This window comes from Streptomyces sp. DT190 (assembly GCF_049846985.1).
In the GTDB taxonomy this organism is placed as follows: domain Bacteria; phylum Actinomycetota; class Actinomycetes; order Streptomycetales; family Streptomycetaceae; genus Streptomyces.
Window position 1 is genome coordinate 178,148 of record NZ_JBNCNM010000006.1, and the last position, 21,993, is coordinate 200,140.

The window sequence follows — 21,993 nt, forward strand, 5'->3', positions numbered from 1 at the left end:
GGCGCACCCTGGAACTACACGTTCCGGAGGTGATCCGCATGATGCACACGACGACGGGATGGCACGTCGAGCTGGAGTTCATGGAGGACGACCAGCACACGCGCGCGGCCGCGATGGTCCGCCTGCCCGACGGCTCCGAGGTCCGGGCGCACGGACACGCCAGCCGGCACCGGTCCGACGCGAATCAGCCCCGGGTCGGGGAGGAGATCGCCGGGGCCCGGGCGCTCAACGAACTCGCCATGCAGCTGCTGAGCAAGGCGCACGAGGAGATCGACCAGGCGTCCGGGCGGACCTCCCACCCGATCCACGTCTAGCGGCAGGGGTGTGGCGGCTCAGGAGGCCTGCCGGCCCAGTACGTCCCGCACCGCCCGCACCAGCCCCTGCGCCCGCGGGTCCGCCGTCACCGTCTTGCGGAAGCCGTTGGTGACGTAGCCGAAGGCGATCCCCGTCTCCGGGTCGGCGAAGCCGAGGGCACCGCCGCGGCCCGGGTGCCCGAAGGAGCCCGGTGCGAGGAAGGGGGAGGCGGTGCCGTGCAGCATGTAGCCGAGGCCGAAGCGGGTGCCGACCACCAGGACCCGGTCGGGGCCCGCCGACTCCTCGGCCCGGGCCAGCTCCACCGTCTCCGGCGTGAACAGGCGGCCGGCACCGGCGGTGTCGCCGATCAGCGCCGCGTAGAAGCGGGCCAGCCCGTCCGCCGTCGCGACGGCGTTGGTCGCGGGCAGGGCCGCCGCGAGGTAGGAGAGGTCGTTCTGCTCCGGGAACGGGGTGATGGCCGCGAAGGCGCGGCGGGTGAGGGAGTCCGGGTCCCGGTAGGCCTCGGTGACCGAGCGCTTGGGGCGGGCGCGCAGCCCGCCGGCCGGCTCGGGGCCCTCGACGCGGCCCACCCGGCCGACCCGCCCCGTCTGCGTCTCCGGCAGCCCGAGCCAGAGGTCGAGCCCCAGCGGGCCGGTGATCTGCGCGGCGAGCCACTCGCCCGTGCCCTGCCCGGTGACGCGCCGCACCAGCTCGTCGACCAGCCAGCCGCACGTCAGCGCGTGGTAGCCGTGGTCGGTGCCCGGCTCCCAGACCGGGGCCTGCGCGGCGACGGCCTCCGGGCCCCGCAGCGGGTCGAGGGCCTCCTCGGGGGTGAGGGGCCGGTCCAGGACGGGCAGGCCGGCCCGGTGGTTCAGCACGTGCCGGACCAGCACGCCCTCCTTGCCCCGCGCCTTGAACTCGGGCCAGTAGTGCCCCACGGGCGCGTCCAGGTCGAGCAGCCCGCGCTGGTGCAGCAGCAGCAGGACGGCCGCCGCGACGCCCTTCGTCGCCGAGCGCACCACCTGGGCGGTGCCCCGCTCCCAGGGGGCCGTGCCGTCGACGTCCTTGGTGCCGGCCCACAGGTCGACGACGGGACGCCCGTCCCGGAGGACGGCGACGGCCGCGCCCCGCTCCCCGAGGGACTCGAAGTTCCGCACGAACGCCGCCCTGACCGGCTCGAAGCCCTCGGCCACTGTGCCGTGCACGTCCACGTCCGTACTCCTCCTCGTTTCGCCGGTCGGCTCCCCTTCACCCAAGCAGGATGGTCACGTCGATGTTCCCGCGGGTCGCGTTCGAGTACGGGCAGACCTCGTGGGCCGCGTCGACCAGCCGGGTCGCGAGGTCGGGGTCGACGACCGGCAGGGAGACGCTGAGAGCGACCGCGAGGCCGTAGCCGCGCTGCTTGTTGGGGCCGATGCCGACCTTCGCGGAAACCGTGGAGCCGGTGAGGTCGTAGCCCTCGCGGTTGCCGACCAGGATCAGGGCGTTGTGGAAGCAGGAGCTGTAGCCGGCCGCGAAGAGCTGTTCGGGGTTGGTGCCGTGGCCGTCGCCGCCGAGCTGCGGGGGCATCGCGACCTTGAGGTCGAGCTGTCCGTCCTGGCTGGTGACGTAGCCCTCGCGGCCGCCATGGGCGGTGGCCTCGGCGACGTACACGATCTTCGTGGGCCGGGTGTCTTCGGCGGCGGCAGCGGTGGCTTCGGTCATGGTGGGCCTTCCCCAGGAACAGATGCGCGCAAGTACATCGTGCACAAGGTACTGACCAGTAACGTGCGGCCGCTCTCAGGGGGGCGGCAACCGGAGGTAACACCGGAAGCCGGGCTCAGCGGGCCCGGTCCGCCGCCGCGTCCGCCCGCTCCGCCAGCAGACCCAGCTCCGTGCGCAGCCGCGCGACCTGGTCCGCGTCCAGGCCCGTCGCCGCGAGCAGTGCCCCCGGCACCCGCGCCGCGCGCTCCCGCAGCTCCTCCCCGCGCCCGGTCGGTGCCACGCGCACCGACCGCTCGTCCCGCGCGGACCGCTCACGCCGCACCAGACCCGCCGACTCCAGCCGCTTCAGCAGCGGCGAGACGGTGCCGTAGTCGAGGCGCAGGGCCGCGGCCAGTTCCTTGACCGAGGTCTCGCCGCGCTCCCAGAGCACGAGCAGCACCAGGTACTGGGGATAGGTCAGGCCGAGGTCGTCGAGGAGCGGACGGTAGGCGGCCGTCACCGCGCGCTGGGCGGCGTACAGCGCGAAGCACAGCTGCTGGTCCAGCAGCAGCGATCCGTCGCTCTCCTCGTTCGTCACGCGCCCATTGTCACGGACGGGCGGGCGCGGCCGGCACGGAACGCGGATCGAAACCGAACGGCAGCTCCAGGCGGTGGGCCCGCATCAGCTCCTCGTCCGAGAGCAGCTCGCCGGTCGGCCCGTCGGCCGCGATCACCCCGTCGCTGAGGATCAGTGAGCGCGAGCACAGCTCCAGGGCGTAGGGGAGGTCGTGCGTGACCATCAGCACGGTCACGTCCAGGGAGCGCAGGATGTCGGCCAGTTCGCGGCGGGAGGCGGGGTCGAGGTTGGAGGAGGGCTCGTCCAGGACGAGGATCTCCGGCTCCATCGCCAGCACGGTCGCGACGGCCACCCGGCGGCGCTGCCCGAAGGACAGGTGGTGCGGCGGCCGGTCCTTGAACCGGGCCATGCCGACCCGCTCCAGCGCCCGGTCCACACGCTGCTCCAGCTCCGGGCCCTTCAGCCCGGCCGCCGCCGGCCCGAACGCCACGTCCTCGCGCACCGTCGGCATGAACAGCTGGTCGTCCGGGTCCTGGAAGACGATGCCGACCCGGCGCCTGACCTCGGCCATGTTTCGCTTGTCCACGGGCAGCCCGGCCACCCTCACCGTGCCGGCGCCGCCGGTCAGGATGCCGTTCAGGTGCAGCACCAGGGTCGTCTTGCCGGCGCCGTTCGGCCCGAGCAGCGCGACCCGCTCGCCGCGCGCGATCGAGAAGTCGACCCCGAAGAGGGCCTGGTGCCCGTCGGGGTAGGCGAAGGCGAGGCCCGAGACCTCGAGAGAAGCAGTCACAGGGTCCATCCCAGCAGACAGACGGCGAGGGCCGCGCCCGGGAGGGCCAGTGCGTACGACCACTGCGCGCGCGACGCGGTCACCTCGTCGATGACGGGCATGGCACCGGCGTACCCGCGGCTGATCATGGCCAGGTGCACGCGCTCGCCGCGCTCGTAGGAACGGATGAACAGCGCGCCCGCCGACTTGGCGAGCACGCCCCAGTGCCGCACGCCCCCGGCCTCGAAGCCGCGCGACTCCCGGGCGATCCGCATGCGCCGCATCTCGTCGGTGACGACGTCGCCGTAGCGGATCATGAAGGAGGCGATCTGCACGAGGAGCGGCGGGAACCTGAGCCGCTGCAGGCCGAGCAGCAGTTCGCGCAGTTCGGTGGTGGCGGCCAGCAGGACGGAGGCGGCGACGCCGAGCGTGCCCTTGGCGAGCACGTTCCAGGCGCCCCACAGGCCGTTCACGCTCAGGGACAGCCCGAGCACCTCGACCCGTTCGCCCTCCGCCACGAACGGCATCAGCACCGCGAACGCCACGAAGGGCACCTCGATCAGCAGCCGCCTGAGCAGGAAGGCGGCGGGCACGCGCGCGGCGTACGCGACGACCCCCAGCAGGACGGCGTAGAGCCCGAACGCCCACATCGCCTCGCGCGGGGTCGACACCACGACGACCACGAAGGCGAAGACGGCGGCGAGCTTGGTGTGCGGGGGCAGGCCGTGCACGGGCGAGTGCCCGTGCCGGTAGAGCCTGTGCGCGTGCCCGGCGCCCATGTCAGACGCTCTCCCCGGCGGGCTGCTCCGCGGCGGGCTGCTCCACGGCGGTGGGCGAGGCGTCGGCCGTGCGGCGGCGGCGCACCGCCCAGAACACGCCCGTGCCCGCGACCACCGTCACGCCCACGCCGATGACCCCGGCCAGTCCTCCGGACAGGCGCGCGTCGTCGACGTCCTTGACGCCGTAGTCGGCGAGGGGGGAGTCCGAGACGGCGTGCTCCTCGGCTTTCTTGTCGATGCCGTGGTCGGCGGCGACCTTCTCCAGGCCGTCCGGGTCGGCGGAGGCGTAGAAGCTGACGAACCCGGCGAGGACCAGCGAGGCGACCAGGCCGGTGATCCACAGCGTGCGCCGGGAGGTGCGGGCCGCGACCGGCGCGGGCTCGGTGCCGGGTACGTCGACGAGTTCGCCGTTCACCCGCAGCTTCAGCTTCTGCTCCAGCCCCCGCGCCCCGTGCACGAGGTCCGGCCGTACGGCGATGACGGCACCCACCGTCAGCGAGGTGATCACGGCCTCGCCGATGCCGATGAGGACGTGCACGCCGACCATGGCGGTGGCGACCTTGCCGATCGAGACGTCGGTGGTGCCGCCGACGGCGTACATCAAGGTGAAGGCCAGGGCGGCGGCCGGCACGGACACCAGGGCGGCGACGAAGGAGGCGGCGGTGACCGAGCGGCGGGTGCGGGGCAGCACCTTCACCAGGCCGCGGAAGAGGGCGTAGGCCACCACCACGGTGACGATCCCCATGTTGGTGATGTTGACGCCGAGCGCGGTCAGACCGCCGTCCGCGAAGAGGATGCCCTGCATGAGCAGCACGACGGAGACGCACAGGATGCCCGTGTAGGGCCCGACGAGGATCGCGGCCAGCGCACCGCCGAGCAGATGGCCGCTGGTCCCCGCCGCGACGGGGAAGTTCAGCATCTGCACCGCGAAGATGAACGCCGCGACGAGGCCGGCCAGCGGTGCCGTGCGCTCGTCGAGTTCACGCCGTGCGCCGCGCAGGCTCACGGCGACGGCGCCCGCGGCGATCACACCGGTGGCCGCGGAGGTGGGGGCGTTGATGAATCCGTCAGGTACATGCACCGTTCGATGATGTGGCTAGATGCGAACGATATGCAAGAGCGTGTTCCTCGTTTTATCTCATCTGTGATATATGCAGCCCCAGGGGGCGCAATCCGGAAAATATGCGACATTGGAGAAGGGGGTGGACGCATTTTCTCTCCGGAGACGACGCACCGTGAAGGGACTGTCCGATGTCCGTAGTCGAGCAGTACGTGCGAGCCCACATCGTCACGGACGCGGCGGTCCCGTTGAGCGACGAACTGGAGTCGATTCCGGTCACCTTGCGCTACGACCCCGACCACGACCCGCGCCGCGTGCGGGTCGGGCTGCCCGGGGCCGGAGGGCGGGAGTGGACCGTCGACCGCCGGCTGCTGGAGGAAGGGCTGCGGGCCCCCGCGGGCAGCGGCGAGGTGCGGGTGTGGCCGTGCGGCCGGGTGCAGGCCGTCGTGGAGTTCCACTCCGCGCAGGGCGTGTCGGTCGTGCAGTTCGAGCGGCAGGCGCTGCTGCGGTTCCTGCGGCGCACCTACACGGCCGCCGCGGAACCCGTGACGCACTGACCTCCGCGCTCAGCCGCCCGCCTTCAGCAGGGCCGCCACCATCGGGCCTGCCGTGGAGCCGCCGTGCCCGCCCTGCTGGACCACACCGGCCGCCGCCAGGTCGCCCCGGTAGGCCGTGAACCAGCCGTTCGGCTTCTTCTGCCCGTCGACCTCGGCGGACCCGGTCTTCGCGCCGACGTCGCCACCGACCCCGGCCATCGCCTCGGCCGCCGTGCCGGCCGCCGCCGTGTAGGCCATCAGCTCGCGCAGCTGGGACAGGGTCCCCGCGGACATGGTGCGCGAGGCCTTCGCCAGCGCGCGCCCGTCCACGTCCGGGGAGACCAGGTAGGGCTGGCGGAAGGTGCCGGCCTTCACCGTCGCCGACACGGACGCCATGTTCAGCGGGTTCATCCGGACCCCGCCCTGCCCGATCAGCGAGGCGCCCATCTGGGCCGCCGACTGCACCGGCACCGCGCCGTCGAAGGACGGCACCCCGATCGCCCAGTTGTTCAGCCCCAGGCCGAACACCTGCTGGGCCTGCTTGGTCAGGTCGTCGTCCTTCAGCTTGGGCGCCTGGCTGATGAAGGCCGTGTTGCAGGAGCGGGCGAAGCTCGCCTTGAACGTGCCGTCCTTGATCTCGAACTTGTCGTCGTTCTGGAACTTCCAGTGCCCGTACGTGAAGTACTTCGGGCACGGGTGCTTCTTGTCCGCCGAGGCCAGGCCCTTCTCGATCAGCAGCGACGAGGTGACGACCTTCATCGTGGAGCCGGGGGCCAGGGAGCCCTGGAAGGCGGTGTTGAAGCCGGGGGAGGCGTTGGCGGCGGCCAGGATCTCGCCGGTCGACACCCGCACCACGGCCACCGACGACCGCGCCTTCTTCGCGACCTGCTTCTCGGCGGCGGCCTGGAGCGCCGGGTCCAGCGTGGTCCTCACCGTGCCCGGCGTGCCCTCGCTGAGCTCCAGCAGCGTCTTGTCGGACAGGTCCTGCGCCTTGGCGGCCTTCCCGCGCACCACCCGCAGCTCGATACCGGCCTTGCCCCCGGCCTTCTTGCCGTACTTCTCGCGCAGGCCGTCCAGGATCGGCCCGATGGAGGCGTACTTGTCCTTGGTCAGCTCGCCGCCGTCCCGGTCGAGCGCCTTGACCGGGGGCGTGCCCGCCTCGCCGGTGACCAGCGTGTCCCCGTCCCTGAGGTCCGGGTGGACCACCGCTGCGTGCCAGTCGACCAGGGGCTTTCCGTCGCTCGCGCGGCGGACGACGGTGAGCGCGCCGGTGTAGGCCAGCGGTTTCTCGGTCCCCTTGTGGGCCACCGTGCCCTTGACCGAGAACGGCACCTTGTCACCGGTGCGCGCGCCCGGGGTGAGCGTGACGTCCTTGACGCGGGCGTCCTTGGCGTAGCCGGTGAGCAGGGCCCGGGCCGCGGCCGGGTCGTCGGTGGCCGCCGCGGCCTGCGGGAGCCTGCCGGACTGCCAGGCGGTGAGGAAGGCGCGGGCGGTGGTGGTGACCTCGGCCGCCGACAGCGGCCCGGTCTTCACCTCGGGCTTGCCGTCGGAGGACGCGCGGGTCCCGTCGTCGGCCGCGGCACCGCCCGCGTACAGCGCGTAGGCTCCGGCCCCGGCACCCACGACGACCACGGCGATCATCCCGCCGATCACGGCGGGTCTCGTCTTCCGTCGCTCGGCGACGCGCCTTCTGTTGCCCACTGCTGTTCTTTCCTCCGCGAATCCCCAGGGTCCCCGTTGCCCTCAGCCGTCCCAACGACGGCCACCACCCTAGAGTCCCGTCCGGCACAGGTGAGATCAGCCACCCGTTCGTAGCACGGCTGCGACAATCGGCCCGGCCGCGTCGCCGCCGTGCCCGCCCTCCTCGGTCATGGCCGCCGCCGCGAGGTCGCCGCGGAAGCCGGTGAACCAGCTGTTGGACTTCGCGTTGCCGTCGACCTCGGCCGATCCCGTCTTGGCGCCGATGTCGCCGCCGAGCCCGCGCATGGCCTCCTGCGCGGTGCCCTGGGTCGCGGTCAGCCGCATCATCTGCCTCAGCTGGGCGGCGGTACCCGCCTTCAGGCCGCGCGCCTGCGCCAGTTGCCGGCCGTCCAGCTCGGGCGTGACGAGGTAGGGCTGGCGGAAGGTGCCGGTGATGGCGGTGGCGGTCACCGAGGCCATGTTCAGCGGGCTCATCTGGACCTGCCCCTGCCCGATGGCACCGGCCGCCCGGTCCGGGCCGCCGACCGCCGGGACACTGCCGTCGAAGGAGGCGATGCCGGTCTTCCAGTCGTCCCGCCCCAGCCCGAACCGCTGCTCGGCCTCCTCGGCCAGCGAGGCGTCGGTGAGCGGCTTCTCGTCGATGAGCTTGATGAAGGCGGTGTTGCAGGACCGCATGAAGCTGTCGGCGAGCGTGGCGCTCCCGTCGGGCTTCATCCCGGTGAGGTTCTTGAACGTCTGGCTCTGCCACACGGCGGTGTCGGGGCAGGGGGCCGGGCCGTCCATCGAGGTCACACCGTTGTCGATGAGCATGGCGGCGGTGACGATCTTCATCGTCGAGCCGGGGGCCGCCTGGCCCTGGAAGGCCGCGTTGAAGGCGTCCGTGCGGTGGTTGGCGACGGCCAGGACCTCACCGGTGCTGGGCTTGACCGCCACCACCGAGGACTGGGCGAACCGCTTGACCGCCTGCTCGGCCGCCGCCTGGGCGCTCGGGCTGATCGTGGTGGTGAGCTTGCCCGGCTTGCCCTCGGCGAGGGTGAGCAGCGGGGTGTCGGGAGCGTCCCCGGCGGTGTGCCGGACGACCAGTTCGACGCCGGGGGTGCCGCCGGCCTGCTCGCCGTACTTGTCGCGCAGGGTGTCCAGGACCGGGCCGAGGGAGGGGTACTTCTCCTTCGTCAGCTCGGAGCCGTCCCGGCCCACGGCCCGGATGGGCGGGGCGGCCGACTGCTCGGTGACGAGGGTGTCGTCCTTCCTCAGCTCGGGGTGCACGACGGACGGCTGCCAGTCGACCAGGGCCCGCCCGGTGGTGACGCCGCGCACGACGGTCAGCCGGCTGCGGTAGCTCAAGGGCTTGGACTTCCCGTCGTAGGCCACCTTCGCCCTCACCGTGAACGGCACGGTGGTGCCCCGGGTCGCACCCGGCGTGATCTTCACGTCCCGGATGTGCGCCTCGTCCCCGAAGGCGGTCAGCAGCTGCTCGGCGGCCGCGTCGTTGTCGGTGTACGACGCCGCCGTCGCGGCCGCGCCCTGCTCCCAGGCCGCGAAGAACCCGGCGGTCGTCTTCTCGACCTCGTCCTTCCCGGGCGGCCCCGACTTCCTCTCCGCCGCCACCCCGCTGCCGCCCCCGTCACCGCTCAGCGCGCTCACGATGTTGTAGGTGCCGTAGCCGGCCCCGCCCAGCATCACCGCGAACACGCCGCCTATGACGGCGGCCTTGACCCCCTTGCCCATTGGGCCGTCCCCTCCCCGTGGAGCCTCACGCGCTCGATTGAACGCGTTCAGAAAGCTCGGTGCGTGAGCACTCTATGCGCACGGGGTGACACAGGGCGCGCCTGTTTCGATTTTTGACCGAACAACGCTTCTGACCCCGGGCATCCGATGCACGCGCTGCTGGGCGGCCTCGTCGACCTCACGGTGATGCTCTGGCGCGAGAACGCCCTGCCCGGCGGCGTCCGGTGTGCCTGACAGGCTCTGAGCTGAACCGCTGGCGGGGTGGATCCGGGACACGCCAGAGATCTGCCTTCTGCCAGCGGCAGAACACCGGCCCGACCGGGCTCGGCGATCACTACTGTCCAGGCTCATGACGACAGTCACAACGCGCACGATCGAATACGCGGCCGACGGCCTGACGATGATCGGGCACCTCGCGCTCCCGGCCGGTGTCGACCGCCGGCCCGCGGTCCTGGTCGGGCCCGAGGGGGTGGGGCTCAGCGACGTCGAGCGCCGCCGGGCCGATGCGCTCGCCGAGCTGGGATACGTGGCGCTGGCCTTCGACCTCCACGGCGGGCGCTATGTGGGCGACCCAGAGGAGATGCTGGCCCGTTGCATGCCGCTGCTCGCCGACCCCGACCGGATGCGAGGCATCGGCCACGCGGCGCTCGACGTGCTCCGCGCCGAGCCGCGGACCGACCCGGACCGGATCGCCGCCGTCGGCTACGGCACCGGGGGCGCCATCGCGCTGGAGCTCGGGCGCGACGGCGTCGATCTGCGCGCGATCGCGACAGTCAACGGACTGACCACGGGCCGGCCGGGCGAGACGGCGCGCATTCACTGCCCGGTGTGGGCCGGGGTCGGGTCGGAAGACCCGATCATGCCGCCCGCGCAACGGGACGCGTTCACTGCCGAGATGCAGGCTGCGGGCGTCGACTGGCGCCTCGTGGTCTACGGCGGCGCCTTGCACGCCTTCCATCACCCACCGGTCGACCACATCGTGCTTCCCGGGGTCGGTCATCACCCTCAGCACGCGCAGCGGGCCTGGCGGGACGTCGTCGACCTGCTCGCCGAGTGCCTGCCCGTAACGGATTTCGTGGTGTGTCCGCCCAGCTAGACCCAGGTGTCCAGCCACATCCGCGACCGCCAGTCGTCGATCGGCACGGCCTGGCCCGTGTACAGGGGCCAGAAGTAGATGAAGTTCCAGGTGATCAGCAGGACCAGGACGCCCGCCGCCGTGGCGCCCGCGACGCGGCGGGTGTCCGTGGAGCGGGGCGGGCCGATGATCGCGCCGAGGAGCATCGCCACCGCCAGGCACAGGAACGGCAGGAACACGACGGCGTAGAAGAAGAAGATCGTGCGCTCCTGGTACATGAACCAGGGCAGGTAACCGGCCGCGATGCCGCAGGCGATGGCGCCCGCGCGCCAGTCGCGGCGGAAGAACCAGCGCCACAGCACGTACAGCACCGCGAAGCAGGCCACCCACCACAGCAGGGGCGTGCCGAGGGCCAGGACCTCGCGGGCGCACTTCTCGCCGGCGTCGGCGGGGCAGCCGTCCTTGCCGGGCGCCGGGGACTCGTAGAAGTACGACACCGGGCGGCCCAGGACCAGCCAGCTCCACGGGTTGGACTGGTAGGTGTGCGGCGAGGACAGCCCGACGTGGAACTCGTACACCTGGGTCTCGTAGTGCCACAGGCTGCGCAGCCAGTCGGGCAGGAACGTCCAGCTGCCGCCCTTGCCGTCGGTCGCGGCCCAGTTGCGGTAGTAGCCGCCCGAGCCGTTCGTCGCGGAGAGGATCCAGCCGGTCCAGGAGGCGAGGTAGGTGACCAGGGCGACCGGCACCGTGGCGAGGAAGGCCAGGCCCGTGTCACGGCGCAGGACCGCGGTGTACGGGTGGCGCGCACCGGCGACCCGGCGCGAACCGACGTCCCACACCACCGCCATCAGGCAGAACGCCGCCAGGATGTACAGGCCGTTCCACTTCGTGCCGATGGCCAGGCCCAGCATCAGGCCCGCCGCCCAGCGCCAGGGGCGCCAGCCGAGGCGGGCCGTCTCCGCCGCGTACCGGTCGGGGCGGACCCGGCCGTCGGGGTCCACGGGGAGCGCGGCGGCGAGTCTCTCCCGGGCCTTGTCCCGGTCCACCAGCAGACAGCCGAACGCGGCCAGCACGAAGAACATCAGCACGCCGTCGAGCAGTGCCGTGCGGCTCATCACGAAGTGCAGGCCGTCCAGCGCCATCAGCGCGCCCGCCAGGCACCCCAGGAACGTGGAGCGGAACAGCCGCCGGCCGATCCGGCACAGCAACAGCACCGACAGCGTCCCGAGCAGGGCCGTCATGAACCGCCAGCCGAACGGGTCGAACCCGAACATCAGCTCGCCCAGCCCGATGACGTACTTGCCCACCGGCGGGTGCACCACGTACGCCGCGTCGGTGGGGAGCTTCACGTTCCCGCCCGACGACAGGACCAGGTCATTGGCGTTCTTGGCCCAGTTGACCTCGAAGCCGCGGTGGACGAGCGCCCAGGCGTCCTTGGCGTAGTACGTCTCGTCGAATATCACCGCCCTGGGGCTGCCCAGGTTCCAGAACCGCAGCACCCCCGCCAGCAGCGTCACGAGCAGCGGGCCGAGCCAGCCCGACCAGCGCACCAGCCGCCCCGCCAGGGTGTGCGGGACGCCGAGCGCCGCCCACAGGCGCGGCGAGGGCTCGGTGTACGGCGGCACCAGACGGTCACGGACGTCACGGGCGTCGCTTCTGGGCTGCCCCTGGTAGCCGAAGCGGCGCAGCCGCTGCTGCCAGGACGGCCGCTGCTCGTGCGGCGCCTGTCCCTGCCGGGTGTCCGTGGAGGACGCGGTACTGGTCACCGCGCCATCGTAGGGAACCGTTCTGTGTGAGTCCCGTGCATGGCCGGTATGCGTCCGCATCCTCCGCCCCTGGGAGGAGTGCACACCCGGCACCCCGGCGGTCCGCACCCGGTGCCCCTGGGAGGATGGGGGCGTGACCGGAACCCTCGTACTCGCAGGCACCCCCATCGGCGACATCGCGGACGCGCCGCCCCGGCTCGCCGAGGAACTGACCGGGGCCGACGTGATCGCCGCCGAGGACACGCGGCGGCTGCGCCGGCTGACCCAGGCGCTGGGCGTCACGCCCCGGGGCCGGGTGGTGTCGTACTTCGAGGGCAACGAGGCCGCCCGGACGCCGGAGCTGGTCGAGGAGCTGGTGGGCGGCGCGCGGGTGCTGCTCGTCACGGACGCGGGGATGCCGTCCGTGTCCGACCCGGGCTACCGGCTGGTGGCGGCCGCGGTCGAGCGGGACGTGCGGGTGACCGCCGTGCCCGGGCCGTCCGCGGTGCTCACCGCGCTCGCGCTGTCGGGCCTGCCCGTCGACCGGTTCTGCTTCGAGGGGTTCCTGCCGCGCAAGGCCGGGGAGCGGCTCGGACGGCTGCGGGAGGTGGCCGGGGAGCGGCGGACGCTCGTCTACTTCGAGGCGCCCCACCGGCTGGACGACACCCTGGCCGCGATGGCCGAGGTGTTCGGGGCGCAGCGGCGGGCCGCGGTGTGCCGGGAGCTGACCAAGACGTACGAGGAGGTGCGGCGCGGCGGGCTCGGCGAGCTGGCGGCCTGGGCCGCCGAGGGCGTACGCGGCGAGATCACCGTCGTGGTCGAGGGGGCGCCGGAGAAGGGGGCCGAGGACGTCGGGCCCGAGGAACTGGTGCGGCGGGTGCGGGTGCGCGAGGAGGCGGGGGAGCGGCGCAAGGAGGCCATCGCCGCGGTCGCCGTGGAGGCCGGGGTGCCCAAGCGGGTGGTCTTCGACGCCGTGGTCGCCGCGAAGAACTCCGGCTGAGCCCCCCCCTCCTGAGCAGGGCGCTCGTCGTTCGAGCGCGCGCCCCATGGGCGGGCAAAAGCGCCGGGGGTCTGAGGCAAGAGACGCCCAAAACGGGGCCAACAGTCGACAGGTCTGCTGCCTTCGCTCCCGCCGGGGAGTCCACTGGGACACGGGGGCGGAACCGCCCTCACGCCTCAGCGGACCAGGAGCTGGCATGAGTGAGATCGCAGGGCGGACCGGGCTCCGCGCCGGTGCGACCGCCGTCGTCAACGAGTCCTATTCCTTCGCCTGCATGCGGTGCGGGCACGGGTGGGAGCAGTCGTACGAGATAGAGCACCACACGGACGGCGCGGGCCACGAGTTCGTCCTCTACGTCGCGGACGGCAAGGTGGTGCCCTCCCCGCTGAGCAGGCCCGCGTGCCACAACTGCGACGGGCACGTGGTGCGGATCATGCGGCCCGGGCGGGTGGCGTCGGCGCGTGACGCGGCGCACCGGACCGACCGCGTGCCGCCGCCCGCCGGACCCGTGGCGGCGCCCGCCCCGGACGCCGGGGGAGCGGCCGAGGGGCACGAGCGGCACCACTGGCACCTGTCCGACCTGCTGCACCCCTTCCAGCGCAAGGCGAGCTGACCCGTCCGGCTCCCCTTGTCGACGCCCTCCCCGCTCCTCCCCCCTGCCGGGGAGGGCGTCGCCCTTTTCGCGGAGTCGTCCTTTCGTAGGATCGGGGGCATGCCTGCGAACGACTCCGACAAGCACGCCGCGCCCCCGCTGCCCGACCCCCTGCGGGTGCCGGTCGCCGACTCCCACACCCACCTGGACATGCAGTCCGGCACGGTCGAGGAGGCGCTGGCCAAGGCCGCGTCGGTCGGGGTGACGACGGTCGTGCAGGTCGGCTGCGACCTGAAGGGCTCCCGCTGGGCGGCCGAGACGGCGGCGGCGTACGACGCCGTCCACGCGACGGTCGCCCTGCACCCCAACGAGGCACCCCGGATCGTCCACGGCGACCCCGACGGGTGGTCCCGGCAGGGCGCCCGCGCGCCGGGCGGACAGGCCGCCCTGGACGACGCGCTCGCCGAGATCGACCGGCTGGCCGGGCTGGAGCAGGTCAAGGGCGTCGGGGAGACCGGCCTCGACTACTTCCGCACCGGGCCCGAGGGCAAGGACGCCCAGGAGCGGTCCTTCCGCGCCCACATCGAGATCGCCAAGCGGCACGGCAAGGCCCTGGTCATCCACGACCGCGAGGCCCACGCCGACGTCCTGCGCGTGCTGAAGGAGGAGGGCGCCCCCGAGCGGACCGTCTTCCACTGCTACTCCGGCGACGCCGAGATGGCCGAGATCTGCGCGGGCGCGGGCTACTTCATGTCCTTCGCCGGCAACGTCACCTTCAAGAACGCCCGTAACCTGCGGGACGCGGTGGCGGTCGCCCCGCTGGAGCTGCTCCTGGTCGAGACCGACGCGCCCTTCCTCACCCCGGCGCCCTACCGCGGACGGCCCAACGCCCCCTACCTCGTGCCGATCACCGTGCGGGCCATGGCCGAGGTGCGCGGCATCGACGAGGGCACCCTGGCGGCGGCGCTCGGCGCGAACACGGCACGCGCGTTCGGCTACTGACCCCCCGCACCAACCCCACGCGACCCCCGCACCACCCGGCCGTACGACTGTGCGTAGTCGCGTCGCTTTGGAGAGTGACGACCGCTCCGCTAGGTTCTGGGGGCCCGATCAGGGCCCTTTCGGACCCCCTCCGTCCCTGGAGCGTGTCGGCGTGAGCAACTCCCGGTACGAGACGTACGAGACCTACGAGACGTACAAGACCTACGAGACGTACGAGACGTATGGCCCGGCCTGCGCGGATACCGTGTACGGCGGTTTCGGCGCGCCGCCCGCCGATCTGCACACCGCCGACACGCTCGGCTACGGGACACCCGGGACGCCGGGCGTCCACGAGGACACCTACCGGCCCGCCTACGAGACGCGGCCCGCCTACGGGACACCGCCCCTGCCCGGGCTGCCCCGGCAGGGCGCCCACGCCCCGGGCGGGCGGGCGGCTGCCGCGTTCGGCGAGGAGCCGGAGCCCGGCCCGGGCGGGCGCGCCGCCGCACGCGCCGCGGCGCGCGCCGGTTCGCACCGCCGGTCCGCACGCCGGCGGAAGGCCCGCTCCCCCGAGCGCGCGGACAGCTCCGTGCGGCGGCTGCTCCCGCAGGCCCTGGTCGTCGCCTTCCTCGCCGGCGGCACCACGGCCTTCGTCGCCGAGGACAAGGCCGTCGAGCTGAGCGTCGACGGCAGGACGCGCACCCTGCACACCTTCGCCGACGACGTCACCGAGCTGCTCGCCGAGGAGGGCGTCGAGCTCGGCGCCCACGACGTGGTGGCGCCCGGCCCCGGCGCGGAACTCACCAGCGGCGACGAGATCGCCGTCCGGTACGCCCGCCCCGTGCGGCTCACCCTCGACGGGCACCGGCGCCAGGTGTGGACCACCGCCCGCACGGTGGAGGGAGCGCTCCGGCAGCTGGGGGTGCGGCAGGAGGGCGCGTACGTGTCCACCCCGCGCTCGCGGCGCATCGGGCGGGAGGGACTCGCGCTGGACGTGCGCACCGAGCGCACGGTCACGGTCATGGCCGACGGCCGCGCCCGCACCGTCCGCACCAACGCCGCGACCGTCCGGGAGGCCGTCGAGGAGGCCGGCATCACCCTGCGCGGCCAGGACACCACGTCCGTCCCACAGGGGAGCTTCCCGCGTGACGGGCAGACCGTCACGGTGCTGCGGATCACCGGTGGCAGGGAGGTCCGCGAGGAGCTGATCCCCTTCCAGGTGCGGCGGACGGAGGACCCGGAGCTGTTCCGGGGCACGGAGGTCGTGGAGCGCGCGGGCGAGCCGGGCCTGCGCCGGATCACCTACTCCCTGCGCACGGTCAACGGCGTCCGGCAGAAGCCGCGCCGGATCAGGACCGAGGTGGTGCGCGAGCCCCGCCCGCAGGTGGTCAAGGTCGGCACCAGACCGCGCCCCGCGTCCGTGCAGGGCGCCGACCACCTCGACTGGCAGGGCCTCGCCGCCTGCGAGTCCGGCGGGCGCCCCGACGCGGTCGACCCCTCCGGCACCTACGGCGGCCTGTACCAGTTCGACACCCGGACCTGGCAGGCGCTCGGCGGCAGCGGCCGCCCCCAGGACGCCCCCGCGGCGGAACAGACCTACCGGGCCAAGAAGCTGTACGTGAGACGCGGAGCCAGCCCCTGGCCGCACTGCGGGGGCCGGCTGCGCGGCTAGGGGGGCGCGAAACCCTGCGTACCCTTGTCCCCGTGACCAGCCCCGCCCCCGACGCACTCCTCGGCCCCGCCGACGTCCGCGAACTCGCGGCAGCCCTCGGCGTACGCCCCACCAAGCAGCGCGGACAGAACTTCGTGATCGACGCGAACACCGTCCGCCGTATCGTCCGCACCGCGCAGGTCCGGCCCGAGGACGTCGTCGTCGAGGTCGGCCCGGGACTCGGGTCCCTCACCCTCGCGCTGCTGGAGGTCGCCGACCGGGTCACCGCCGTGGAGATCGACGACGTCCTGGCCGGTGCGCTGCCGGCGACCGTCGCGGCCCGCATGCCCGAGCGCGCCGACCGGTTCGCGCTGGTCCACTCCGACGCCATGCACGTCGCCGAGCTGCCGGGCCCCGCCCCGACCGCGCTGGTCGCCAACCTCCCGTACAACGTGGCCGTCCCGGTCCTGCTGCACATGCTCGACACCTTCCCGAGCATCGAGCGCACCCTCGTCATGGTCCAGGCCGAGGTCGCCGACCGCCTCGCCGCGGCCCCCGGCTCGAAGGTGTACGGCGTCCCCTCGGTCAAGGCCAACTGGTACGCCGAGGTCAAGCGCGCCGGAGCCATCGGCCGCACCGTCTTCTGGCCGGCGCCCAACGTGGACAGCGGCCTGGTCTCCCTGGTCCGCCGGGCCGAGCCGATCGACACGACCGCCTCGAAGGCCGAGGTGTTCGCCGTGGTCGACGCGGCCTTCGCGCAGCGCCGCAAGACGCTGCGGGCCGCCCTCGCCGGCTGGGCCGGTTCCGCGGCCGCCGCCGAGGAGGCCCTCGTCGCCGCCGGCGTCTCGCCGCAGGCCCGGGGCGAGTCCCTGACCGTCGAGGAGTTCGCGCGTATCGCCGAGCACAAGGCGAACCGGCAGCAGCAGAAGGAGACAGCGTGAGCGTCACGGTCCGCGTCCCGGCCAAGGTCAACGTCCAGCTGGCGGTCGGCGCCGCCCGCCCCGACGGCTTCCACGACCTGGCCAACGTCTTCCTCGCGGTCGGCCTCTACGACGAGATCACCGTCACCCCGGCCGACGAACTGCGCGTCACCTGCGAGGGCCCCGACGCCGGCCAGGTCCCCCTGGACCGTACGAACCTGGCGGCGCGCGCGGCGCTCGCGCTGGCCGAGCGCTACGGCCGCAGCCCCGCCGTGCACCTGCACATCGTCAAGGACATCCCCGTCGCCGGCGGCATGGCCGGAGGCAGCGCGGACGGCGCCGGCGCGCTGGTCGCCTGCGACGCGCTCTGGGGCACCGGCGCCTCCCGCGAGGAACTCCTCGACATCTGCGCCGAACTGGGCAGCGACGTGCCGTTCAGCCTGGTCGGCGGGGCGGCCCTCGGCGTCGGACGGGGTGAGCGGCTGACGCCCCTGGAGGTCGGCGGCGTCTTCCACTGGGTGTTCGCCATGGCGGAGCGCGGACTGTCCACCCCGGCCGTCTTCCGGGAGTTCGACCGGCTGGGCGAGGGCACGGACATCCCCGAGCCCGTCGCCTCGCCGGAACTCCTCGCCGCCCTCGCCAAGGGCGACGCGGACGCACTCGCCGCGGCCGTGACCAACGACCTGCAGCCCGCCGCCCTGTCCCTCTTCCCGGAACTCGCCGGCACCCTGGCCACCGGCCGTGCCGCGGGCGCCCTCGCGGCCCTGGTCTCGGGCTCCGGCCCGACCACGGCGTTCCTCGTCCGCGACCCCGAGTCCGCGGCGGCGGTGGCGCAGGCGCTGGTCGCCTCCGGCACGTGCCGCACCGTGCGGACGGCGTCGGGCCCGGCGCCCGGGGCGACGGTGGCCGGGCGTTAATCACGTGCCGGCCCACCGCGACGACCCGCGCTGCGTGGCGGCCGAGCACCGGATCGGCCCCCTCGGCCCGGAGCTGCCGTTCGACCCCGCGCTGCCGGACGTGTGGCGGTACCGGCGCCGCCGGGAGGATGCCGCCCTCCGCTGAACACCCCGGCCGGAGCACCCCCCGGCCCGACTACCCTGGAGGGTCGATCCATCCCCCTCGTCAGGAGCGAAATGGCCGTCAACCTGGTCAATGTCGAGAACGTCAGCAAGGTGTACGGCACCCGTGCCCTGCTCGACGGTGTTTCCCTCGGCGTCTCCGAAGGGGACCGCATCGGCGTCGTCGGCCGCAACGGCGACGGCAAGACCACGCTGATCCGGATGCTCGCCCGGCTGGAGGACGCCGACACCGGGCGCGTCACGCACTCCGGCGGCCTGCGGATCGGCGTGCTCACCCAGCACGACTCGCTCGACCCCGAGGCCACCGTCCGCCACGAGGTCATCGGCGACCTGGCCGACCACGAGTGGGCCGGCGTCGCCAAGATCAGGGACGTGCTGACCGGCCTGTTCGGCGGGCTGGACCTGCCGGGGTTCCCCAAGGGCCTGGACACCGTCATCGGCCCGCTGTCCGGCGGTGAGCGCCGCCGCATCGCCCTCGCCAAGCTCCTCATCGAGGAGCAGGACCTGCTCGTCCTGGACGAGCCCACCAACCACCTCGACGTCGAGGGCATCGCCTGGCTCGCCCGGCACCTGCAGAACCGCCGCTCGGCCCTGGTGTGCGTGACCCACGACCGCTGGTTCCTCGACCAGGTCTGCACGCGCATGTGGGACGTCCAGCGCGGCTCCGTCTACGAGTACGAGGGCGGCTACTCCGACTACGTCTTCGCCCGGGCCGAGCGCGAGCGCATCGCCGCCACCGAGGAGGTCAAGCGGCAGAACCTGGTCCGCAAGGAGCTGGCCTGGCTGCGCCGCGGGGCACCGGCCCGGACGTCCAAGCCGCGTTTCCGCGTCGAGGCCGCCAACGAACTCATCAAGGACGTGCCCCCGCCCCGGGACAGCAGCGAGCTGATGCGCTTCGCGTCCTCGCGGCTCGGCAAGACCGTGTTCGACCTGGAGGACATCACCGTCCAGGCGGGCCCCAAGGTCCTGCTCCAGCACGTCACCTGGCAGCTCGGCCCCGGCGACCGGATCGGACTGGTCGGCGTCAACGGCGCGGGCAAGACGTCCCTGCTGCGGGCCATGGCCCAGGCGGCCCGCACCGACGGCGAGGCCCAGCCCGCGGGCGGTCGCGTCCGCGTCGGCAAGACGGTCAAGCTCGCGTACCTCTCCCAGGAGGTCGCCGAACTCGACCCGGCCACGCGGGTGCTGGAGGCCGTGCAGCAGGTGCGCGAGCGCGTCGACCTCGGCAAGGGCCGGGAGATGACCGCCGGGCAGCTGTGCGAGACGTTCGGCTTCACCAAGGAGAAGCAGTGGACGCCGGTCGGCGACCTCTCCGGCGGTGAGCGCCGCAGGCTCCAGCTGCTGCGCCTGCTCATGGACGAGCCCAACGTCCTCTTCCTCGACGAGCCCACCAACGACCTCGACATCGAGACCCTGACCCAGCTGGAGGACGTCCTCGACGGCTGGCCAGGCTCGATGATCGTCATCTCCCACGACCGGTTCTTCATCGAGCGCACCACCGACCGGGTGTTCGCGCTGCTCGGCGACGGCGCCCTGCGGATGCTGCCGCGCGGCATCGACGAGTACCTGGAGCGGCGCCTGCGCATGGAGGAGGCCGCGGCCGCCTCGGCCCCCGCCGCCGCGCCCCAGCAGTCCGCGGGCCCGGAGAGGAGCGCCGCCGACCAGCGCGCCGCCAAGAAGGAGCTGCAGAAGATCGAGCGGCAGCTCGACAAGGTCTCCGAGCGGGAGTCCAAGCTGCACGCCCAGATCGCCGAGAACGCCACGGACTTCGCGAAGGTGGCCGAACTGGACGCGGAGCTGCGCGGGTTGGCCGGTCAGCGCGAGGAGCTGGAGATGCGCTGGCTGGAACTCGCCGAGGACGCGTGAAGGGTGCGTGAAGGCGCATAACGACGGCGTCACGGGCCGGTCCTCCCTTGGGAACAGGGGACGGCACGGCCCGCTCCGCTGTCGGAAGGGGGTGATAGAAAGAGCCGTCTTGGAACTTTGTGAAGCGACTCTGAGCCCATCGCGTACCTCAGGGCGTGGCTAGAAATCAGTGAAACGGGGGGAGCGACTGATGACTCAGCCGCCCAGTCAGCCGCCGCACGGCGGCTTCGGAGCACCGCAGGACCCGCCGCCGCAGGGCGGTGGCTTCGGGGCGCCGACCCCGCCGCCACCCCAGGGCCCGCCGCAGCCCGGCTACGGCTACCCGCAGCAGCCCCCGCAGCAGCCCGGCCCCTACGGCCAGCCCGGACCGTACGCCGCCGGCCCCTACGGCCAGCCGCAGCAGGGCCCGTACGGCCAGCCGCAGCAGCCCGGCCCGTACGGCCAGCCCGGCTACGGCTACCCGTCCCAGCCCCCGTTCCCGGGTGGGCCCGGCACCCCGCCCGGCGGCGGCTCCCGCAACCCCTTCAAGGGCAAGCCGGCGATGATCATCGGTGCGGCGGTCGCCGCGCTGCTCGTCGTCGGCGGCACCGTCTGGGCGGTCACCGGCAGCGACAGCGGCAAGGGCCGCAAGAAGCCCGTCGCCCAGCAGAGCGACGATCCCAAGGGCGACGCCTCCGTCCCGGTCAACCCCGGTGACGGCGACGGCGACGGCGGCGAGGACCCGGAGAACCTCAACGAGGGCCGCCAGGCCGGCGAGGCCAAGGTCCTCTGGTACAAGGAGGCGCCCGACGCGCCCGGTTCCGGCGCCGACGCCCCCGGCATGTGGATCACCGACAAGACGGCGGTGAAGGCGGCGTACAAGCAGCTCCTCGCCTTCGACGTCGGTGACGGCAAGCCCACCTGGGACGTCATCACCTTCCCGCAGAAGATCTGCGCGACGACTCCGCAGAAGACGGCCGACGACAAGATCGTCGTCGCCTACATGAGCGGCAGCAGCGACCGCGCCAAGTGCAACCAGCTGCAGGAGATCGACCTCAACACCGGCGAGAAGGGCTGGACGGAGAAGGTCGCCGAGGGCGCCCTGTTCGACTCCACGCTCTCCGTCGAGCTGTCCATCACCGGCACGACGCTGATGGTGGGCCGCTCCCAGTCCGGCACGGCCTACGACGTCACCGACGGCGACAAGCTCTTCGACAAGAAGCGCTACGGCGACTCCTGCTTCCCGACCGCGTTCGCCGGCGGCGAGAAGCTGATCGCCGTCTCCTCCTGCGGCGCGGGCAGCGCCAAGGAGCACGACGAGGTGCAGGAGCTCGACCCGAAGACCGGCAAGGTCCGCTGGACCCAGCCCTTCGACAAGGGCTGGCGGGTCGCGCGCACCTACTCGGTGAGCCCGCTGGTCGTCTACAGCACCAACGAGGACAAGAAGGCCTGGAACATCTCCACCTTCACCTCCGGCGGCAAGTTCCGCTCCCAGGTCGGCTTCGACGAGGACTTCGCCCCCGAGTGCGGCTGGGCCATCCTGGAGCGCGACCTCCAGGGCTGCCAGGGCGTCGCCGTCGAGGGCGACACGCTCTACCTGCCGACCGAGGCGACCACCGGCGCGAACGAGATCGTCGCGGTCAACCTGGCCGACGGCAAGGAGAAGTGGCGGGTGAAGTCCCCCGCCGACGAATCGATGCTGCCGATGAAGGTCGAGGGCGGCAAGCTCATCGCCTATGTGCAGCCGTCGTACGACGCGGGCGGCCAGGTCGTCGCCATCCCGACCGGCTCCGGCAGCCACAAGCCGGCCACGCTGCTGCAGAACCCGCAGGGCGCGGCGGACATCGAGGACGGTTTCTTCTCGAAGGACATCGACTGGGTCGACGGGCGCTTCTACATCTCGACGACCCGGCTGAGCGGCAACGACGACACGAAGGAGAAGTTGATGCTCGCCTACGGCAAGTGATCCTTCCCCTCC

General features: G+C 72.9%; 21 protein-coding genes. 12 read left to right on the plus strand and 9 right to left on the minus strand.

All coding sequences use genetic code 11. The features are described 5' to 3' along the window. Nucleotides 1-38: 38 nt before the first annotated feature. Complete coding sequence (locus tag ACPXCS_RS13850) at nucleotides 39-314, plus strand: DUF1876 domain-containing protein (RefSeq protein ID WP_425946909.1); 276 nt, start codon at nucleotides 39-41, stop codon at nucleotides 312-314. Between the two features lie 18 nt (nucleotides 315-332). On the opposite strand, the gene ACPXCS_RS13855 is transcribed toward ACPXCS_RS13850, so the two are convergent. The 6 genes from ACPXCS_RS13855 to ACPXCS_RS13880 form a co-directional block, all read right to left on the minus strand. Next, complete coding sequence (locus tag ACPXCS_RS13855; RefSeq protein WP_425946908.1) at nucleotides 333-1,505, minus strand: serine hydrolase domain-containing protein; 1,173 nt, start codon at nucleotides 1,503-1,505, stop codon at nucleotides 333-335. 37 nt (nucleotides 1,506-1,542) lie between these two features. Beyond that, entirely contained in the window at nucleotides 1,543-1,998 is a 456-nt protein-coding gene (locus ACPXCS_RS13860) for an organic hydroperoxide resistance protein (RefSeq protein ID WP_425946907.1), read from the minus strand. Nucleotides 1,999-2,113: 115 nt separating this feature from the next. After that, nucleotides 2,114-2,575 carry a MarR family winged helix-turn-helix transcriptional regulator gene (locus ACPXCS_RS13865; RefSeq protein ID WP_425946906.1) on the minus strand — a complete coding sequence of 154 codons (462 nt, stop codon included), beginning with the start codon at nucleotides 2,573-2,575 and terminating at the stop codon, nucleotides 2,114-2,116. 10 nt (nucleotides 2,576-2,585) lie between these two features. Next, a complete protein-coding gene (locus ACPXCS_RS13870) occupies nucleotides 2,586-3,353 on the minus strand; it encodes an energy-coupling factor ABC transporter ATP-binding protein (protein WP_425946905.1) in 768 nt (255 codons plus the stop codon). Beyond that, nucleotides 3,341-4,102: a cobalt ECF transporter T component CbiQ gene (gene cbiQ, locus ACPXCS_RS13875; protein WP_425946904.1), complete on the minus strand. Its 762-nt coding sequence runs from the start codon at nucleotides 4,100-4,102 to the stop codon at nucleotides 3,341-3,343. The genes ACPXCS_RS13870 and cbiQ overlap by 13 nt, the downstream gene beginning before the upstream one ends. A 1-nt stretch (nucleotide 4,103) precedes the next feature. Beyond that, entirely contained in the window at nucleotides 4,104-5,183 is a 1,080-nt protein-coding gene (locus ACPXCS_RS13880; RefSeq protein ID WP_425946903.1) for an energy-coupling factor ABC transporter permease, read from the minus strand. 170 nt (nucleotides 5,184-5,353) lie between these two features. Here ACPXCS_RS13880 and ACPXCS_RS13885 point away from each other — a divergent pair, with 170 nt between their 5' ends. Next, the gene (locus tag ACPXCS_RS13885; RefSeq protein ID WP_425946902.1) at nucleotides 5,354-5,719 is read left to right on the plus strand and encodes an SsgA family sporulation/cell division regulator; all 366 of its coding nucleotides are present in this window, start codon (nucleotides 5,354-5,356) and stop codon (nucleotides 5,717-5,719) included. Between the two features lie 9 nt (nucleotides 5,720-5,728). Here ACPXCS_RS13885 and ACPXCS_RS13890 read toward each other — a convergent pair whose 3' ends face one another. Further along, a complete protein-coding gene (locus tag ACPXCS_RS13890) occupies nucleotides 5,729-7,399 on the minus strand; it encodes a penicillin-binding transpeptidase domain-containing protein (protein WP_425946901.1) in 1,671 nt (556 codons plus the stop codon). A gap of 96 nt (nucleotides 7,400-7,495) precedes the next feature. Then, nucleotides 7,496-9,127: a penicillin-binding transpeptidase domain-containing protein gene (locus tag ACPXCS_RS13895; RefSeq protein ID WP_425946900.1), complete on the minus strand. Its 1,632-nt coding sequence runs from the start codon at nucleotides 9,125-9,127 to the stop codon at nucleotides 7,496-7,498. Between the two features lie 349 nt (nucleotides 9,128-9,476). Between ACPXCS_RS13895 and ACPXCS_RS13900 the strand changes: the two genes are divergently transcribed. Then, nucleotides 9,477-10,223, plus strand: a complete 747-nt coding sequence (locus ACPXCS_RS13900) for a dienelactone hydrolase family protein (protein ID WP_425946899.1) — start codon at nucleotides 9,477-9,479, stop codon at nucleotides 10,221-10,223. On the opposite strand, the gene ACPXCS_RS13905 is transcribed toward ACPXCS_RS13900, so the two are convergent. Continuing rightward, nucleotides 10,220-11,968 (minus strand): dolichyl-phosphate-mannose--protein mannosyltransferase, encoded by a 1,749-nt coding sequence (locus ACPXCS_RS13905; protein ID WP_425946898.1) that lies wholly within the window; start codon nucleotides 11,966-11,968, stop codon nucleotides 10,220-10,222. The two genes, ACPXCS_RS13900 and ACPXCS_RS13905, sit on opposite strands and share 4 nt — an antisense overlap. A gap of 133 nt (nucleotides 11,969-12,101) precedes the next feature. Between ACPXCS_RS13905 and rsmI the strand changes: the two genes are divergently transcribed. The 9 genes from rsmI (at nucleotide 12,102) to ACPXCS_RS13950 (ending at nucleotide 21,981) form a co-directional block, all read left to right on the plus strand. Beyond that, nucleotides 12,102-12,947: a 16S rRNA (cytidine(1402)-2'-O)-methyltransferase gene (gene rsmI, locus ACPXCS_RS13910; protein ID WP_425946897.1), complete on the plus strand. Its 846-nt coding sequence runs from the start codon at nucleotides 12,102-12,104 to the stop codon at nucleotides 12,945-12,947. Between the two features lie 196 nt (nucleotides 12,948-13,143). Further along, entirely contained in the window at nucleotides 13,144-13,560 is a 417-nt protein-coding gene (locus ACPXCS_RS13915; RefSeq protein ID WP_425946896.1) for a hypothetical protein, read from the plus strand. 99 nt (nucleotides 13,561-13,659) lie between these two features. After that, nucleotides 13,660-14,541 (plus strand): TatD family hydrolase, encoded by an 882-nt coding sequence (locus ACPXCS_RS13920; protein WP_425946895.1) that lies wholly within the window; start codon nucleotides 13,660-13,662, stop codon nucleotides 14,539-14,541. 151 nt (nucleotides 14,542-14,692) lie between these two features. Next, complete coding sequence (locus ACPXCS_RS13925) at nucleotides 14,693-16,192, plus strand: ubiquitin-like domain-containing protein (RefSeq protein WP_425946894.1); 1,500 nt, start codon at nucleotides 14,693-14,695, stop codon at nucleotides 16,190-16,192. Between the two features lie 32 nt (nucleotides 16,193-16,224). Beyond that, on the plus strand, nucleotides 16,225-17,112 hold the full coding sequence (gene rsmA / locus ACPXCS_RS13930) for a 16S rRNA (adenine(1518)-N(6)/adenine(1519)-N(6))-dimethyltransferase RsmA (RefSeq protein ID WP_425946893.1): 888 nt from the start codon (nucleotides 16,225-16,227) through the stop codon (nucleotides 17,110-17,112). After that, a complete protein-coding gene (locus ACPXCS_RS13935) occupies nucleotides 17,109-18,008 on the plus strand; it encodes a 4-(cytidine 5'-diphospho)-2-C-methyl-D-erythritol kinase (protein WP_425946892.1) in 900 nt (299 codons plus the stop codon). The genes rsmA and ACPXCS_RS13935 overlap by 4 nt, the downstream gene beginning before the upstream one ends. A 4-nt stretch (nucleotides 18,009-18,012) precedes the next feature. Beyond that, entirely contained in the window at nucleotides 18,013-18,153 is a 141-nt protein-coding gene (locus tag ACPXCS_RS13940; RefSeq protein ID WP_425946891.1) for a hypothetical protein, read from the plus strand. Between the two features lie 71 nt (nucleotides 18,154-18,224). Then, nucleotides 18,225-20,036, plus strand: a complete 1,812-nt coding sequence (locus ACPXCS_RS13945) for an ABC-F family ATP-binding cassette domain-containing protein (protein WP_425946890.1) — start codon at nucleotides 18,225-18,227, stop codon at nucleotides 20,034-20,036. Nucleotides 20,037-20,226: 190 nt separating this feature from the next. Beyond that, nucleotides 20,227-21,981 carry a PQQ-binding-like beta-propeller repeat protein gene (locus ACPXCS_RS13950; protein ID WP_425946889.1) on the plus strand — a complete coding sequence of 585 codons (1,755 nt, stop codon included), beginning with the start codon at nucleotides 20,227-20,229 and terminating at the stop codon, nucleotides 21,979-21,981. Nucleotides 21,982-21,993 lie beyond the last annotated feature (12 nt).